This is a genomic window from Photobacterium sp. CCB-ST2H9, assembly GCF_023151555.2.
In the GTDB taxonomy this organism is placed as follows: domain Bacteria; phylum Pseudomonadota; class Gammaproteobacteria; order Enterobacterales; family Vibrionaceae; genus Photobacterium.
The window spans coordinates 1,362,504-1,379,080 of sequence record NZ_CP100425.1 but is presented as its reverse complement, the minus strand read 5'-3'; the positions used below and the strand labels follow the sequence as shown (position 1 = coordinate 1,379,080).

Below are 16,577 nucleotides of genomic sequence, written 5' to 3'. Positions count from 1 at the left end.
ATGTTTCTTTATTCTACATGAGCATTCCATACACTGGACGCTGTTTCTTCAACACTTTGGCCGCGACAGGAGTTGCCATGGCATTCAAACGTTTTCAGCCGTTATCCGTTTCCCGGAACCTGACCCTCAAAAACAGACTGGTTTTACCGCCGATGGCTTCCCAGACAGCGAATACGGATGGCAAAGTCACCGAACAGACGCTGGCCCACTATGCACGTTTGTCCCGCTCTGGCGCCGGACTGCTGATGGTCGAATACAGCTTTGTTACTGAAGATGGCCGAAGTGAACCGCATCAGTTGGGTGCGCACGATGACAATTGTCTTCATGGCCTAACACAGCTCGCTTCCCTGCTGAAAGAAACCGGTGCTGTCGCCGGTTTACAACTCACACATTGCGGCGGTAAAACCACACCGGACGTCACCCTGGATATGATGGGTCCTTCCAGCATCACCGTTCCGGCTTACGACAGAGAGCTCACGGCACCGCGCGCCATGGAGAAAGCAGACATTGACCACTGGCAGCGCGCATTCATTGAAGCAGCCATACGCGCAGAAACCGCCGGTTTTGATCTGGTCGAGCTGCACTGCGCCCATGGTTATGGTCTGAATCAATGGTTATCACCGCTGACGAACCAGCGGCATGATGAATATGGCGGCTCACTGCGTAACCGTGCCCGGATGCTGCTCGAGATCGTTGCCAGTATCCGGCTGTTCAGCCCGGATCTGACCTTAATGGTCCGCGTCCCGGGACAGGACGGCTACCCGGATGGTCTGTCCCGGGAGGATATGGCTCAGGTGTGCGAATGGCTGGTTGAAGCCGGTGTCGCCTTGATCAATGTTTCTTCAGGCATCGGAGGCTGGAAACGCCCGAAAGACAAAAGGGGCGAAGGGTATCTCGTTGATGACGCCGCGTACCTGAAACAGCAGTTAACCGTCCCTGTGATTGGTGTCGGCGGCATCGAAACGCCGGAGTATATTGAACAAGCACTGGCAAACCAGTGGCTCGATCTGGCAGCCGTCGGACGCTTTCTTCTGGCTGATCCGGATCATTTCCGGACCACGCTGCTGAGCGAACCAACAGTTCAGACCGCCTAAACGAAAAGCCCTCCTCGGAGGGCTTTCTTCGGTGAGAGAGATGGCATCCGGTTGATTGCTTCCTGATGACTGGCCTTACAGGGTTTTGACCAGCTCAGCCAGTTGCAGCGCACATTGCGACCAGCCTTCATGGAACCCCATTTCTTCGTGTTCTGCCCGGCTTTGTTCACTCCAGTGCTGAACCCTCGCGGTATAACGGGTTCCGCCCTCACAGGGTTCAAAGGTCAGCGTTACCGTCATAAAAGGCTTTTCAGAAACTTCCCAACCTGACACAAAGGCATCGGTAAAGACTAAACGTTTCCCCGGCACCACCTCCAGATAAACGCCTTGTGCCGGAAATTCCTGCCCGTCCGGACTGCGCATGACAATCAAGCTGCGTCCTCCGGGCCTGACATCCAGCGTTGCAGATGCCACCGACCAAGGCGCCGGGACGTACCAGACTTTCACCAGTTCCGGATCTGTCCAGGCCCGGAACACTTTCTCCGGTGTGGCCGGAATCACACAACTCAGTCCAAGTTCCTTTGCTGTACTAGTGGTCGAAATATCATCGAGCGTCATGGCAATATCCTTTTGATTGATTCAGCTGATGAACCATAGTCCAATTTTCGATGACCAGTGCCACAGATATTTCAGACACGCCTGACTTCATGACTGGGCTTACTGGCTTCTGACCAGCCATTCAGAGCGCGAAATCCGGTAAAGACAATGCTCCGCCAATTGATGATCAGCAGGCAACTTCGGGTGCAGAAAGTTCTGCAGGCAATCCGTCATCCCCAGTTTTTTCATAACACGCTGAGAAGGCAGATTCGAAAGCGCCGTAAACGCATAGACATCCGGGGCATTTAAATCATCAAAGGCAAACTGCAGAGCCCGTTCCGCCGCTTCAGGAGCCAGGCCCTGGCCCCAGTATTCAGACGCAAGCCGCCAGCCAATCTCAACAAAAGGCGCATTGGGAATCTCCGAGTCCTGATAATGCAGTCCGACAAACCCAATAAAGGTCCCGGTTTCTTTCAGCTCGACAGCCCAGAACCCCCAGCCTTTTTCTTCAATCAGTGCTCGCGCACGATGGGCGGCCTGCTGACTTTCTTCCTCCGACAAAGTCGACGGGAAATAACGCATCACAGCCGGATCTGCCGACATTGCAGCAAAAGGAACCAGATCTTCATCTTTCCATGGCCGGATAATCAGCCGGGGGGTTTGTAACTCAATCATTGTTGACTCCATTGAATTCCCTGATTGTTATTGTTTCGTCCTGACAAAATTACCATTACGCTTTCAGGAGTTTGGCCATATAGATTTCATCGAATAACGCACCATCTACCCGCATCGAATCCCGCTTCACGCCTTCTTCCTGAAACCCTGCTGACACATACAGTTGCCGTGCCACTGTGTTATGTGCCATCACCGTCAGTTCGAGACGATGAAATGCATGGCTTTCAGCCCAGGTTTCCAGTGCACAGAGTAATTTTCGCCCGAGCCCCTTCCCTTGGTATGTCTGACGCACACCAATCACACAGTACATCGCATGCCGGTTCCGGTTTGCATGACCACCAATCCCCACCACAAACCCAGCTATCTGATTGTCCTCAGCTTCTGCCACAAACATCACCTGCTGGCGGCTTCCGGTAAACGCCTTGATGTGATCCGACTGCTGCGCGACAGTCAGCTGACGCTCACCCGGCTCGAATAACATAAAGGCTGTTTCTTCATCCAGTGTATAAAACAGCGCAACCAATGCCTCGGCATCTGACGTGGAAACCGGTCTGATATTCATACTTTCCCTGACTGCTGATAATTTTCATTTTCGGAACCAAACGGCCACAATATTAAACAGAAGGCATAAAAACAAGTGTAAAATCAGTCACTCGGGATGAAATTGCTTCAGCGCAGGTAATGGTGTGGAAGTCGGCGTGTATCATTTGTGGCTGAAAGATAAGCCAGAAAAAATAGGAATCAGCCCCGCAGCACTCACTGCAGGGCTGCAGGACTAGTCACTTTAAGTTAGTCACTTTGAATCAGTCACACTGAGAGACCATGACTTGCTCGGGCTGGCCCTGAGCATCAAACTGAAGGCTCCAGACATACCGGCCGGCTGCAGGCAACAGCGCAGAGGTATCTTTCCCGTAACTGCCTGTTGTCAGGACTGCTGCCTGCCCCGGCGTCAGTTCCAGTCCCTCTGCGGTATATTGCGGCGACCAGTCTTTGCTGGCGTACTGCATCCGGAAACTGCCCGCCTGTTCGCTGGTGATCACCTGATACAGATTCAGCCCTTTGTAGCTCAGCTGACGCCGGGCCACATGTTTCCAGCCCGAATCCGTGAAATCCCCGACAACGAACAACGTTTCATTCACCGGCCCGGTTTCGGCTGCATCCGGCAGATCACACCGGGCCATGCGGCCGCTTCCTTTCAGCGCTGTTCCTGCTTCCGCTTTTGCCAGAACAGGAGAAACCGGTAATTCTAAGGCCAGGAAACGTGCCTCAAAACCGTTCAGCGGGATCTCATATTTTCCCGCTGACGGTGTAAAACGCTCGCCCGTCATCAGATCCGTTAATTCGCCTGCCGACCCCAGTTCACCCGTTGTCAGTGGCCAGTGCGCTGTCTCTTCGGTCGTGCTGACCATATAAATCAGGGTATCGGTTCCCTTTTCTTTCCGGTCAACATAGACCTGCTCATTCGCCAGCACACTGATCCTGTCACCTTCATACAGCGCCGGATGTGATGCCCGGAGTGCCATCAGGCGGGTCACATAAGCTTTCAGGTCAGATTGTCTGGCATTCAGGACAGCCGTCACTCCCTCTATTTTCGCGCTGGAGCGGGCAACATGGTCATCACACAAACCCATCACCGCACAGGTACTGTCCGGTGCTTTGTCGGCGAAATCCGGCACTTCATCTCCGATTTCATCCCCGTAATACAGCATGATCGGGCCGCTGTACGCAGCAAGGAAAGACATCACGGCTTTATGACGCTGCCAGTAGGCCTCATCTTCCGGCTCTGCAATTTTGCCGCGCTGTAACAAATCACCAAACCGTACCAGATCGTGATTGCCAAGCATCAGATTTGGTTGTGCATGGCTGGGATACAGACTGTGCAATGCCATGCCCTGCGCCAGCCAGTTGCCCCCTTTGCCACCCTGACTGTTTTCATTCACAGCAAAGGTTTCCACCAGCCGGTATCGCACCGGAAAATCGAATGCAGAACACAACGCAGGCATGCCTTCAGGGCCATAACCGGTCTGATTGATGTAGTTCTCGTTATTCCAGATTTCCGCGACAAGATAGCCCAGCGGATGGACGGCTTCTCCTTCCGCATTGCGATAAGTCACCGACCGCGAAGTCTCATCAACGGTTTGTCTGATTTGCTGCCAGGCTTCAGGCGGGACCTGATAAGCCTGATCCAATCGCCAGCCGTCAATTTTCAAGGTTTTGATCCAGTACTCAGCCACCTCCTGATAAAACGGCAGACTTTCCGGATAACGCACCGGGTTACTGCCGCCCACAGGTTTCTTTCCTGTCGGAGAAGGCATGACATTGTCTTTGTGATGACCAAAAACACCGTCAAAGAACACATACATTCCCCGGGCATGCGCCTGATCGACCAGTTCCTTTGCCTGAGCCATCGAACCAAAACGCGGATCAATGGCGAAGTAATCTGTCGCATAATAGCCAGTTGCATCCAGCCGGTCGGCCCAATGGTCCTGTCCTTCGAGTGGCTTGGAATCAAACACAGGCGTCAGCCAAATGGCGTTCATGCCCAGCGACTGAATATAATCCAGAGAATCAAGAATACCTTTCAGATCCCCCTGATGATGACTGGTACCGTACCCTGTCCCGTGACCAACTGCACTGTCACCATCGACAAAACTCTCGACCATAACCTGATAAATCCGCAATTGACTGGCTTCTGATGCCGTCCCGGATTGACAGGCATAAGGAATGCCCGGCAAAGCGCCCGCCCCATCAACCGGTCCGGAACCGCCACAACCGAGCAGCAATCCGGGTAACGCCACTGCCAGTGCACCCAGAATTAAATTTCTGCTTTTCACTTTTCTCTCCCTGTGAGGTGACTCTTATTCAACGTCATTATTGAGAAAACGGATGCGGAATAAATCAGCCCTGAATGATTTTTCAACGGCGTAGACGGGGGGATGGAGAAAAAATAGAGCACACCGGATGTTGACAGAGATCAATTAATTACCGGAATATCAATGAGAATATTTTTACCTAAATTTAACTTGGCAAAACATTTACATCAAGAATTATAAAGATAACAATCAATAATAAAATAAATCAAAACAACAGCCTCTATTTGTCTGAATCCTATGAACACAACATGTAAAGAAAATGATGAAAGTCCGCCGAAAACATCTGTAAAGTACTCGCTGATCGCTTCATTGCTCGCATGCTTCATTTTGGCTGTCAGTTTTAGCGGCATTTATTTGCATGCAAGAAACAGTCTGCAAAGCATCGTTGCGGAAAAAGAAGCCATTATCATGTCTCTGCTTCAGAACATCATTGATGAAGCCGTGAACACAACCTATCAGGCTTCGCTTTTACTCAAAGCACCTTGCAACAGCCAGACAACAGATCAGTTAAAACGCATAGCCACGCTCGCACCGAACATTCGCTCAGTGAATCTGATCCGGGATAATTACATTTACTGTTCATCTCTGTTCGACCGGGAATTGCAAAAAAGCGAAAAAACTTATTTTCAAGTTGAAGACAGAGTATTCCTCAAAACACACAATTATTTCAGTCCCAATGAAAAAATTCTCTTCATCAGCCATCAGCAAGACGAACGTTTTGCGATAGCCAGTATTGATATTCAAAATATTAAAAAGCTGCTCAACACCATCGGCAACCATATTCCTCTGACGATCACGCTGAATAATCATCAGAACGTCACCTACAGCACCGTTTTTTCCCCTGAGACCAGCGGCACACAGATAACGCTGAACTCCGACAACGGGCGACTCAGTATTAGTTCCGTCCTCACTGAAAACATGTATCTGAGCCATTTGGCAGATACATTTTCGCTGCCGTTAATACTCAGTCTGATTGTCGCAGCCTCCGCCGGAAGCTTCTTTTATCAGCACCTGAACCGCCCACTTTCTCTTCGGGAAGAATTACATCGGGCGGTCTCCAGTGATGATTTCAAGCCACTGCTGCAACCGATTGTTAACCCGCAGGGCGAAATCTGTGGTGCGGAAGTCCTGCTGCGCTGGTATCACCCGAATCAGGGTTTCATCATGCCAGACCAGTTTATTCCGCTGGCTGAAACGACCGGGTTGATTCATGAAATGACGTCACAGGCACTCAGCAAAATCCAGAATCACCTTGCTCAGAATCAACAGCTTCTGCCGGACGGGTTTCATCTGGCCATTAATATCAGCCCGGGACAATGCAAAGGCCTGGCGTTTTATGAGGACTGCCGGCACTTTCTATCCGCTTTCCCGAATGGCAAAGTCAGACTCATTATCGAACTGACCGAGCGCCAATGGGTTCAGGACATCCAGCAGGCCGCCCTGCTGTTCGAAAAATTGCATGCACTGGGCGCACAAATAGCGCTGGATGACTTTGGTACCGGCCACTCTTCACTCAGCTATATCAATCAGTTCGATATCGATATCATCAAGATTGATAAAAGCTTTATACGCCAGATTGGCTCGGTCGACGTGCCAAGCCATATCGTGGACAACGTGCTTGATCTGGCAGAACGGCTGAACATTGAAGTTGTGGCCGAAGGCGTTGAAAACCGGATTCAGGAAACGTATCTGAAAAAACGTCACATTCAGTATTTTCAGGGATATCTGTACGACAAACCCCTGGCACCGGAAATTTTCATCGAGAGATTACAGCGACAGTCCAAGCAGCAGCACTGCCTGGCTGAAGAATAAACAGACAGGGGAAAATCCCCTGTCTGCCGGAGAGTCACATCAAACTTTAAAGTAAGCCAGATGCTGGTTCAGAACTTCTGAGGCTTCTGCCATGGCCTGACTTTCTTGCGCCAGATTCATAGACGCTTCTTTCATGGCATTGGCAGACAGATGAATACTGCTGACGTTTTCATTCATCTCATTTGCGACAATGCCCTGCTGTTCTGCTGCCGCCGCAATCAATACAACCCGGTCTGTCGTTTCGTTCAGATCGGCAACCATGGTGTCAAAAGTCGCCCGGGTTTCCAGCGCAACATCCACACAGGAAGCCGCCTGATGATGACTGGACTGCATGGTCTGGCTGGACTGCTCAGCAATCTGCGTCAGGCGGTCAATACTGGCTTTCACTTCTGAGGTAGACTGCTGGGTACGGCTGGCAAGATTTCGGACTTCATCTGCTACCACCGCAAAGCCTCGACCCATTTCACCCGCTCTTGCCGCTTCAATGGCCGCGTTCAGTGCGAGCAGATTGGTCTGTTCAGACACGTCCTGAATCACGTTCACAACCGCATGAATTTCTTTCACGCCATTCAGCAATTGATTCACCAGGCTGTCCGCTTCCGTAATGTTTTCAGCCACCGACTGAATGTTGTCACTGGTCGCTTTCATCTGAATGCTGCTGTCATGTGCCTGCGACGACACGCCTTTTGTCGCTTCCGAAGTACTTTCTGCGTTTTGTGCGACATCATTGATTGTCGCAGACATTTCATTCATTGCCGCAGACAACTGCTCCAGCTGAAGATGCTGGGATTCAACACTGGATGCCGTTTCCTCGCTGGCCCCGGCAATCCGGCTGGCCATATCACGGGAATGGGCCGCCGATTCACTGGCCACTTTGATCGCCGACTGCAATTTATCCAGCATGCGGTCGACTTCATTGCCCATCACACCCAGCTCATCTTTACGGTTTTTCCTGAGCCTGACTTTCAGATTGCCATCCGCAATATCGTGCACTTTCTCCACCAGCGCATTCAGCGGGGCCACAATATCACGAGCCAGCACATATCCCACTAAACCCAGCATGAGAATCGCAATGACAGCAAAACCAGCCTCTTTCGCCAGACTGAGATAGAACGCATCCTGAATATCTGAAACCAGAATTCCGGAGCCCAGAATCCACTCCCACTCAGAGAAATACATGACATAAGAGATTTTATCGTGCAGGCGACCGTCCGGAGACCGCCAGGTATAATCCAGGAAGCCCTGTCCGTCCGAGGCCGCAATCTGAGCCATTTCCTGCCAGTGGAATTTTCCTGAACCGTCACGAATGGTCGACGCATCAGCGCCGTTCAGCTCAGGTTTCAAAGGATGCAGGATCACTCTCTGACGAGGATTGGTGATCCAGAAGTAGTTGTCACCATCATAACGCAGCTGCTCAATGGCTTGCTTCGCCATCGTCTGTGCCTGTTCTTTCCCCAGCACACTCTCTTGTCCCGCAAAATACTGAACAATACTCTGCGCCGTTTCGACCTGAGCCCGCAATTTATCCTGCCGCTCCTGAAACGACGCTGAGCGTTGTAATGTCAGATTGTAGATACAGACAGAGACGATAATGCCTGCTGCAATCGCCACAAGCAGCTGTAGCTTTATTTTTATTGAGATGTTCCCTAATTTCACGCTGTCACCTTGCCGTAATAAGCAACAAAGTGACTATTGTGACTCAGAAAATCGCCAGATTTGTTATCTGAAATCAAAGAAAAAAGAAAAGCATACCCTTAAGCAATCTCGCAAAATAAGTATATGCGAATACGGTCATACAATGTTGTAACTATGTAACTAATCTTCATCCTCAACGAGTGCTGCCCGCTGCACAATCTCAGTGGGGAAACCATCAATGCTCGACTGGTTTTTTTTACGCCAGTACCTTTTGATACCATCCGGACCATGCTTATCAGCCCAATCGTCAAGCTGGTGGCGATCACTGACAAAATCATAATAAGGGACAGACATGCCACACGATGTCTGGACACGCTCAATATCCTGAATAAAGATCTGCCGGGCACCAACATACTCCGGAAACAGAGCAATATATTCCGGCCACTCTGCGTCTCCCGGGTGCAACATTCTGGCCTCACCATAGGTCCGCAAAATCAGCGGCGCACCTTCGAAGGCACAAAACATAATCGTCATTCGTCTGATCTTTAAGATATGCGCCGCAGATTCATTTCCGCTCCCGGTTAAATTCAACCAGGCAATTTGATTGGGGCCAAGCACACGAAGGCTGTCACACCCCTTCGGTGAAATATTAACACTCCCGGTCTCAGCCGCCGTGCCAACAAAGTAAATCTTCTGCTGCTCAATAAAATCGATGTGCTTATCAGTCAGCGCTTCAAAAAATTTACCCATTCCATTTTCCTTTTGTTTTCAATCACTACTGCACAGGCTTCAGCCATGAAAAAGAGCGCCGTAAAAAATCAGTCGCTTCACTGGTAATCATTTCACCATGTGACAACACAATCACTTCAGGTTCCCAACGCAGCATCTGCTCAAGATGTTGCCTGGCTTCAGCTTTACTGAACGCGAAACTCAAACGCCAATCCAGGGGTGTTTTGCCATGAGGTGCCATCACACCGGCTCCTTTTGCAATCAGTCGTTGCCAGGGCTTGAATGCATCTGAGGGGAAGTTTTCGATCAAGTCCGTCAGAATCAAGGTGCGGCTGGCCTGGTGAAAAAACACACATTCCTGCATCGCTTTCGAACCGGTAAACAACAAGTGCTGAATCTCAGGCTGCCAGGGATACATCTGCTCTGTTTTCAGCGAAGCATGAAACACCAGATCCTGACGTTTCTTTATCACCTCATCAGTGCCGTAAGTCAGTGCACCGGGAAAAGCCTGCTGCCATTGTTCAATGAACAAGTGATGCAGGTGATTCGGGGCAATCAGATATGCCACCTCACCCAATTCACTGACTCGCTGAATCAATTGTGGCGTCAGCTCAATCGGACTGTGTATCCAGAGCTTACCGTCCGGCAGCACAACCACAGTCATTCGTGTCGTATAAGGCAACGTGAAAAAAGGAACAGCCTTACCATCAGCAATCCAGACTGACTCGTTGAGCGCGTACATGGTTTCACCTGAGCGACATTTATATGAACCCAGAATCATAGCACTATCAGGATAAATATCGCCAGAAAATCTGAAAAGAGATTATAAAAACAGATAGTTAGCCTGGAGGCGACTGACTCATCGCCTCCATGGGGAGCAATAATTAAACCGGTTCGAATCGCGTGGCTTCAAAACTGTTCAGGATGCGGTGGACCAGATAGGTCACCAGTAAGGTTGCGATGATCGCGAAAAAGATACTGCTGACACGATAAAGGGCGCTGAATATTAAATCATTCCCGGGCGTCAGATACTGACCAAACAAAATACCCAGTGTTGTCAGTCCGCCGAAGCCTGCACCTGAGCCGCTGGACTCTTTGACGTGCATATAGCTGAAAATCATCGCCCCAATCCATAGCAGCGGAATAATCAGCACCAGCATATCTGCCCAGTCATAAAGAAACAGCTGACCGGCGACCCCAAAGCTGACCCCGAGCAAGGTGCCCATCGCCCGCTTTCTTGCATACCCCAGAGCCCCGTTCCAGTGCATCGGAAAAAGTAATAACAAAGTCGTTGCCTGGGCAGACATGGAATCATTGAGATCGAAAACCTGAAACACCAGAAACGATAATGTTGCGATACTGGCCCCCATCAGGGCTTCATGCCGCATCCGGTGAGACCCTTTGGGTTCTGACGGACGTGGCGGCGGCTGACGAGGTTCAGCATCCGGAATCAGAAAGGTCACCAGATAAGCAATAATGACCGACAGGACGCTGGCCAGCAGGTTGCCGAAGATCAGTTCATTCAAATCTACGCCCGGATAACTGGCGAAATGCAGCATGATACTGAGGCTCAGAACACTGTTTGCTCCGAAAAGAAACAGCGGACCTTTCGACATACACGCAAATTTATAAAGAAAAAGCACAAAGGCGATCAGGGTCATCATGCCGGGATGGCCGCCGAAAAGGCCGCCCAGAATACCCACTTCCAGCCCGCAGACGATTGCTGCTGCGAACAACTGACGGGCAGCATGCGCACTCATCACCGGCACCATCCCCAGAAGCAGCATGGGTACGACGGTAAAAAACACGCCGTAATTCCAGCCAAATAACTTACTGATGGTGAAGCCAACCGTGGCGCCAGTTGCGATTCTCAGACATTGCCGGAAATCATTTTCCGACATGGGGTGATCCCATAACTTCATGGCGCCTCCGGTTAGTAAATGTAATGCAGCGTACTCAGAAACTTAATCTGCGCCCGGGCAAACCAGGCAAATATGCCGTTTTCAGGCACCAGCTGGACTGTCGCTCTTGCACCTGCAGGTAATTGCGCCGGGAAATCACCGTCTACACTGAGGTGAAGGCGCATGCGTTGTGCATCCCGTACCCACCGGTTGGACTGTGTTGGCGCGGCAAGACGGCCATTGGCATCAAACTGCCCCGAACTGACCCCTGCATCCAGGCTGCTGATACGGGCATCAAAAACCTGGCCGGGCTGGCTGTCAAACGCAATCAATGCCTGACTGTTGTGCGAGAAATGGCGGAGACTTTTCTCACGGAAATCCGCGATGATATCCACGTCATCAGAAACCAGCGCGACCAGCGGATTTCCGGATACCGCATAAGCACCTTTTTCCAGTTGCAGGTTGGTGATCACACCATCGTGTCTCGCCACAACCCGGGTGTAAGACAAGTTCAGTTCAGCCTGTTCAAGCTGGTTCTTCGCGACGCGTATGTTCAGGTTACCTGCCCCCGTATCGCCACGGCTGACTTTCAGCTCTTGCAAACGCGCTTCGGATGCAACCAAATTCGCTTTTGCTGCTAACGATGCACTTTGCGCATCATCGCGTAACTGACGTGACGTACCGTTGCGGAGAAAAAGGGTATTGAGGCGGTTTGCTTCGCGCTCTTTCTGCTGCAGCACAGCTTCGTTGGCTTTCACATTCGCCTGGGCAGCCTGAATCGAGGCATCCAGCTGAGCATTATTCTGAGTTACCTTCTCCAGTTTCAGCCGTGCCTGCTCAACAGCCAGTTTGTATGGGGCCGGATCAATATCAAAGAGGATGTCCCCTTTGTGTACAGCCTGATTATTGGTGACGTAAATATCGGTAATCTGACCGCTGACACGCGGAGCAACTTTCGTGACAACACGTGTTGCCATCGCCTGAGGGGTCAGCGGCATGGCCAGATCGGCCATCAGGAAATAGCCGAAGACAAATACAAACGCAAAGCAGGCATATTTTATCCAGCGCGCAAATTTCTGATCAGGGGTCATAGGCTTTTACTTCTCCGGTGATGATTGGTCAGTATCCTGACTAAGAAAATCGAGCGCGTTATGGGCAATCTGCTCCAGAATCAAGCTCAGCATCTGAGACTCCTGATCATTGATATGGTTGAGCAACCTGCTCCGAACCTGAAGAATCCGGGTTTCCATCTGACTGATCAAAAGACGCCCTTCATCGGTCAGACTGACAATGCGGGCCCGTTTATCCGTCTCGCAGCAACGGCGGGTCACCAGTGATTGATCTTCAAGATGTTTCAGGGTGCGCATCAGTGAAGCCAGCTCAATTTCCAGTGCCTCTGCCAGCGTCTTCTGGCTCACATTGTCTCCGAGCCGCTGCAGCTTCCATAAAGCTGTCCAGCGAGGATACGTCAGTCCCAGAGGGGCCAGCTCACGATCCGCCACTGTTTTCCATAACCGGGATACCCGGCCTAACTGCTCTGCCACGGGCAAATCCCGAAGAATATTGACATCCTGAACCATCATTCACCGCCTTAATTACTTAGCATGCTAAGCAATATAATATAGTTAGCAGGCTAAGTAAATTATTTGTGCGTTCAATCACACATTTCTTGTACAAGCATTCTGAGGCAACCGCCGTCTTCATGGTGGCGCAAAGGACATTGCTGCGATGAGAAATTCAGAAGCAAATCCGGTTTTCTCAAAGCATCACATCTTTGAAATCAATGCATTGGCGATAAACTGAACTCTTGCTATTCTGCATGTTTCATGTGGCAAGCAGTGGATGAAAGTGTGATTAAGAACAATGAACTGGCCATCGGCATTGATTTAGGCACAACAAACAGTGCCATTGCTGTCTGGCGTCACGGAAAGCCTGAGCTCATTCCCAATGCACTGGGAAGTTATCTGACCCCATCTGTAGTCAGTATTGATGAAAAAGGGCAAGTCCTCATTGGTGATGCGGCACGCTCCCGCCTGATCACACGTCCGCAGGAAACTGCCTCAGCCTTTAAACGCTTCCTGGGCACAGAGAAAACCTATCAGCTCGGCAAAGCACGTTACACTCCGACTGAACTGTGTTCATTAATTCTGCGATCCCTGAAAGATGATGCTGAAACCTTCCTCGGTGAAAGTGTCAGAGAAGTGGTGATTTCTGTTCCGGCTTACTTCAGTGACCAGCAACGGAAGCAGGTACATCAGGCCGCTGAGCTGGCCGGATTGATCGCCGTCAGACTCATCAATGAACCCACAGCCGCCTGTCTTGCATACAGCCTGCACGAAACCCATGAGCGTCGTTTTCTGGTGTTCGATCTTGGTGGCGGGACCTTTGATGTGACGGTTGTGGAACATCAGGATGGTTTTGTCGATGTGCGTGCCTCCGCTGGTGATAACCAGCTCGGCGGAGAAGATTTTACCCGTCAGCTCGCTGAATATGTAATCGATCAGCTGAAAGCAAACACGAGCGATCTCAGTCTGTACGACATGGCTAAAATCGTCAGTGCGTGTGAAACAGCGAAAAAGCAAAACGATCCGGACTTCATCATTCGTCTTGCGGAGCCATTTAACCGGGACATTTCCCTCACTCCCTTTCAGCTGGAAGAGATTTGGAAAAGCACCCTGTTGAGATTATCTCAGCCATTGCGTCGCGCAATGAGTGATGCCCGTATCAGTACAGAAGACATTGATGAGCTGATTTTCGTTGGCGGAGCAACCCGGCTTCGTCAGGTGCAACAACTGGCGACACGCCTGATTGGGCGCTTCGGGCAGAATACACTCGATCCCGATCTGGTTGTCGCCATGGGTGCGGCTACCCAGGCAGCCTGTCGTTTGCGTGACGCAGCAGTTGAAGAAATCGTCCTGACTGATGTCTGCCCTTTCAGTCTGGGGATTGCTGCCAACCGGGATGGCCAGACAGATGTGTTCAGCCCTATCATTGAACGGAATACAGTCATCCCGACATCCCGGGTAGAACGCTTCAGTACAGCCTACGATCAGCAAACCAAAGTTCGCATTGCCCTGTATCAGGGCGAACGTTTCTGGGCGCGTGAAAACATCTTCATCAGTGATTTTGAGATTGAAGTACCGGCCAACCGGGCCGGAGCCGAATCTATTGATGTGCGCTTCAGTTACGACATCAATGGCTTGCTGGAAGTCGACGTCACCATTTTGTCTACCCACACCACGATCCAGAAAGTGATTGATCGGACACCTGTCGGCATGAGCGATGCCGACAAACGCGCCAGCCATGAGCGGCTTGCCAAACTCAAATCACATCCGCGGGATAAACTGCCGAATATTGCCCTGACAGAAAGGCTCAACAGGCTGTATGAAGAAAAACTGGCCCATGAAAGACAAATGGTCGAACAGCTTATTCTGCACTTCACACAGGCTCTGGAAAGCCAGCATGAGTCAACCATCAACGATGTGAGAAAAAACATCGAGCAACAATTGAAGATGTGGGGATTTCACTAACACACTGAAAACGTGCCAACAAAAAAGGGGAATATGATGGCATATTCCCCCTTTTTTCAGCATTGCGTTGTAAAGTTTTGAAGTGTCGTTTCTGGCTTAGGATACGCGATGTACCACGAGCGAATATCCTTGATGATTTGATATCCGCATTTCTCCTCAATGACTGTACCCCGAATGGCTTCTACCCCAGCATCATTTTCTATCAGGAAGGTCTGCTGCTTCGATTTCGCTGAAGTATACTTTCCACTGAGCTCATTTTTAATGATGTATATTGTCCCCTTTAGCATAGAAGATAATAATTGTGCTAACTGTTTACGATCGCCATTTAAAATAGCATTTCGTTGCGATTCATCTAAATGAGGTCCATAGACCTGAATCAGATTCTTGTACGTGACATCAGTATTATCTTCATTTGGCAACCATACAATCGACTTCAAAGACAGCTTATTCATGTCAGTATTACTGAAAAATATAGGCTTGACTCTGAACGTCTGAGTCATTTCCGGTGCGACTTGAAATAAAGACGTCCCATACTCCCCAACCAGTTCTGCTAAAGGAATATCTTTGGTTACATCAATGAGCGGTAAGATTTTCTGGTTGGCTTTTTCCTGTTCCTGAGCCAGTTTTTCAGTTCTTTGGGACTGAATGATAGCGGAATGAGTACCGACTTGTGCCAGCAACCCGACAACTCCAGCACCTCCCTGGTACATCATCGGCGTCGAATCCACTGAATCATCAGGCAGGTATACGCCCCGCATATCAACGAATGTGGCATCCACAAAACTGAACTGAAATTCAGACTCTGAAATGGTGCTATTCGACAGCTGATTGGTATATCTCGCATAGTCATCCCGGTAAGGGGTACTGCCGCACCCCACCAGTGAAACCGCGGTTAACGTCAAGAAGAATTGATATAATCTCATTTGTTAACCTTGCTTGCTTAAATCGCTTGTTGGATATTATGTTTCACATTTTCAACAGCCTGATAATAGGACATTGTTACACTTGGAAAACTCATCGGTTCATCCCAATTACCCTTCGGCTGTACTTTTTCATTAATCTCTAAATACTGAACATAAGCATTTGTGTTCAGATCAACGGCATATAATAAACCGCGTACATAGCCTTGAGGGTCAGTATTCGGGAAATAATTGCTAAAGCTACGATATGCGCCATGCTGAGAAATCTGCAATACAACCAGTACATCCAGGTTCATCGTTTGTTTAAGATTCGTAAAGTCTTTCTGTGCATAACCCAGCCCCTTATCTGAATCTTTCAGATCCTCAATATTCATACCCAAATCAACCAGTTTTACCTGATTGGAATTTGATGCATACTCAGATAGGACCAGATCTTTGATTTTATCCAGTTCTTCATTCGTTAATGTGCTTTCCAGATGCGTATCGAGATCACTTGTTAATGCCGAAGCAACACCGTAGCAAAGCAAACAACTTGCTCCAAAAATATGTGTTGTCGGCTTGTCCGCTGGCTGAATATAAACAACACCAATTTTCATATCTTTTGAAAGCAGATTTTTATCCAATTGGACAGCTGGCTGAGGCGTAACCGCACACGCAGACAGAAAAAGAGCAAAACAAAAAATGACAATCCCTTTCAAATATTTCACTGTTGTTTTCATTATTTCCCCACTATTTGATCAATAATGTACATCACTTATGCACATCTTTTATCTTCACCACATGAACCATTTGTCAGGTTGAAAAATTGAACTCACCACTGATAAAAAACACCTTACCCAGCAGTGGAACATTAGAAACACCCGTCAAAATC

General features: G+C 49.6%; 15 protein-coding genes. 3 read left to right on the top strand and 12 right to left on the bottom strand.

The window, feature by feature from the left end:
• Window positions 1–77: 77 nt before the first annotated feature.
• Window positions 78–1,094, top strand: a complete 1,017-nt coding sequence (locus L4174_RS06580; RefSeq protein ID WP_248139726.1) for an NADH:flavin oxidoreductase — start codon at window positions 78–80, stop codon at window positions 1,092–1,094.
• Between the two features lie 75 nt (window positions 1,095–1,169).
• On the opposite strand, the gene L4174_RS06575 is transcribed toward L4174_RS06580, so the two are convergent.
• The 4 genes from L4174_RS06575 to L4174_RS06560 form a co-directional block, all read right to left on the bottom strand.
• Entirely contained in the window at window positions 1,170–1,652 is a 483-nt protein-coding gene (locus L4174_RS06575) for an SRPBCC family protein (RefSeq protein ID WP_248139724.1), read from the bottom strand.
• A 99-nt stretch (window positions 1,653–1,751) separates the two neighbouring features.
• Entirely contained in the window at window positions 1,752–2,306 is a 555-nt protein-coding gene (locus L4174_RS06570; protein ID WP_371929382.1) for a GNAT family N-acetyltransferase, read from the bottom strand.
• Between the two features lie 55 nt (window positions 2,307–2,361).
• Window positions 2,362–2,868, bottom strand: coding sequence for a GNAT family N-acetyltransferase (locus L4174_RS06565; RefSeq protein WP_248139723.1), 507 nt, complete (start codon window positions 2,866–2,868; stop codon window positions 2,362–2,364).
• A gap of 241 nt (window positions 2,869–3,109) precedes the next feature.
• Window positions 3,110–5,140, bottom strand: coding sequence for an alpha-amylase family glycosyl hydrolase (locus L4174_RS06560; protein WP_371929381.1), 2,031 nt, complete (start codon window positions 5,138–5,140; stop codon window positions 3,110–3,112).
• A gap of 447 nt (window positions 5,141–5,587) precedes the next feature.
• Between L4174_RS06560 and L4174_RS06555 the strand changes: the two genes are divergently transcribed.
• Window positions 5,588–6,991 (top strand): EAL domain-containing protein, encoded by a 1,404-nt coding sequence (locus L4174_RS06555; RefSeq protein WP_248139721.1) that lies wholly within the window; start codon window positions 5,588–5,590, stop codon window positions 6,989–6,991.
• Window positions 6,992–7,030: 39 nt separating this feature from the next.
• Here L4174_RS06555 and L4174_RS06550 read toward each other — a convergent pair whose 3' ends face one another.
• From L4174_RS06550 to L4174_RS06525, 6 genes are all read right to left on the bottom strand, one after another.
• A complete protein-coding gene (locus tag L4174_RS06550) occupies window positions 7,031–8,647 on the bottom strand; it encodes a methyl-accepting chemotaxis protein (RefSeq protein WP_248139719.1) in 1,617 nt (538 codons plus the stop codon).
• 159 nt (window positions 8,648–8,806) lie between these two features.
• On the bottom strand, window positions 8,807–9,376 hold the full coding sequence (locus L4174_RS06545; protein ID WP_248139717.1) for a pyridoxamine 5'-phosphate oxidase family protein: 570 nt from the start codon (window positions 9,374–9,376) through the stop codon (window positions 8,807–8,809).
• A 25-nt stretch (window positions 9,377–9,401) separates the two neighbouring features.
• Complete coding sequence (locus L4174_RS06540) at window positions 9,402–10,097, bottom strand: DUF4336 domain-containing protein (RefSeq protein ID WP_248139715.1); 696 nt, start codon at window positions 10,095–10,097, stop codon at window positions 9,402–9,404.
• Window positions 10,098–10,239: 142 nt separating this feature from the next.
• On the bottom strand, window positions 10,240–11,277 hold the full coding sequence (locus L4174_RS06535) for a DUF2955 domain-containing protein (RefSeq protein WP_248139713.1): 1,038 nt from the start codon (window positions 11,275–11,277) through the stop codon (window positions 10,240–10,242).
• A gap of 11 nt (window positions 11,278–11,288) precedes the next feature.
• Complete coding sequence (locus tag L4174_RS06530; RefSeq protein ID WP_248139711.1) at window positions 11,289–12,347, bottom strand: HlyD family secretion protein; 1,059 nt, start codon at window positions 12,345–12,347, stop codon at window positions 11,289–11,291.
• 6 nt (window positions 12,348–12,353) lie between these two features.
• A complete protein-coding gene (locus L4174_RS06525) occupies window positions 12,354–12,836 on the bottom strand; it encodes a MarR family transcriptional regulator (RefSeq protein WP_248141603.1) in 483 nt (160 codons plus the stop codon).
• Between the two features lie 246 nt (window positions 12,837–13,082).
• On the opposite strand from L4174_RS06525, the gene L4174_RS06520 reads away from it, so the two are divergent.
• The gene (locus L4174_RS06520; RefSeq protein WP_248139710.1) at window positions 13,083–14,786 is read left to right on the top strand and encodes an Hsp70 family protein; all 1,704 of its coding nucleotides are present in this window, start codon (window positions 13,083–13,085) and stop codon (window positions 14,784–14,786) included.
• A 56-nt stretch (window positions 14,787–14,842) separates the two neighbouring features.
• On the opposite strand, the gene L4174_RS06515 is transcribed toward L4174_RS06520, so the two are convergent.
• Both L4174_RS06515 and L4174_RS06510 read right to left on the bottom strand, forming a co-directional pair.
• Window positions 14,843–15,709 (bottom strand): hypothetical protein, encoded by an 867-nt coding sequence (locus L4174_RS06515; protein WP_248139708.1) that lies wholly within the window; start codon window positions 15,707–15,709, stop codon window positions 14,843–14,845.
• 17 nt (window positions 15,710–15,726) lie between these two features.
• Window positions 15,727–16,425 carry a hypothetical protein gene (locus L4174_RS06510; RefSeq protein ID WP_248139707.1) on the bottom strand — a complete coding sequence of 233 codons (699 nt, stop codon included), beginning with the start codon at window positions 16,423–16,425 and terminating at the stop codon, window positions 15,727–15,729.
• Window positions 16,426–16,577: the final 152 nt, after the last annotated feature.

Bases quoted from the DNA above. Each gene is read 5' to 3' on its own strand.
- L4174_RS06540 (WP_248139715.1), bottom strand. From the start codon at position 10,097: ATGTACGCGCTCAACGAGTCAGTCTGGATTGCTGATGGTAAGGCTGTT.
- L4174_RS06580 (WP_248139726.1), top strand. From the start codon at position 78: ATGGCATTCAAACGTTTTCAGCCGTTATCCGTTTCCCGGAACCTGACC.
- L4174_RS06535 (WP_248139713.1), bottom strand. From the start codon at position 11,277: ATGAAGTTATGGGATCACCCCATGTCGGAAAATGATTTCCGGCAATGT.
- L4174_RS06515 (WP_248139708.1), bottom strand. From the start codon at position 15,709: ATGAGATTATATCAATTCTTCTTGACGTTAACCGCGGTTTCACTGGTG.
- L4174_RS06555 (WP_248139721.1), top strand. From the start codon at position 5,588: ATGTCTCTGCTTCAGAACATCATTGATGAAGCCGTGAACACAACCTAT.
- L4174_RS06575 (WP_248139724.1), bottom strand. From the start codon at position 1,652: ATGACGCTCGATGATATTTCGACCACTAGTACAGCAAAGGAACTTGGA.
- L4174_RS06525 (WP_248141603.1), bottom strand. From the start codon at position 12,836: ATGGTTCAGGATGTCAATATTCTTCGGGATTTGCCCGTGGCAGAGCAG.
- L4174_RS06530 (WP_248139711.1), bottom strand. From the start codon at position 12,347: ATGACCCCTGATCAGAAATTTGCGCGCTGGATAAAATATGCCTGCTTT.
- L4174_RS06565 (WP_248139723.1), bottom strand. From the start codon at position 2,868: ATGAATATCAGACCGGTTTCCACGTCAGATGCCGAGGCATTGGTTGCG.
- L4174_RS06510 (WP_248139707.1), bottom strand. From the start codon at position 16,425: ATGAAAACAACAGTGAAATATTTGAAAGGGATTGTCATTTTTTGTTTT.
- L4174_RS06520 (WP_248139710.1), top strand. From the start codon at position 13,083: ATGTGGCAAGCAGTGGATGAAAGTGTGATTAAGAACAATGAACTGGCC.
- L4174_RS06545 (WP_248139717.1), bottom strand. From the start codon at position 9,376: ATGGGTAAATTTTTTGAAGCGCTGACTGATAAGCACATCGATTTTATT.
- L4174_RS06570 (WP_371929382.1), bottom strand. From the start codon at position 2,306: ATGATTGAGTTACAAACCCCCCGGCTGATTATCCGGCCATGGAAAGAT.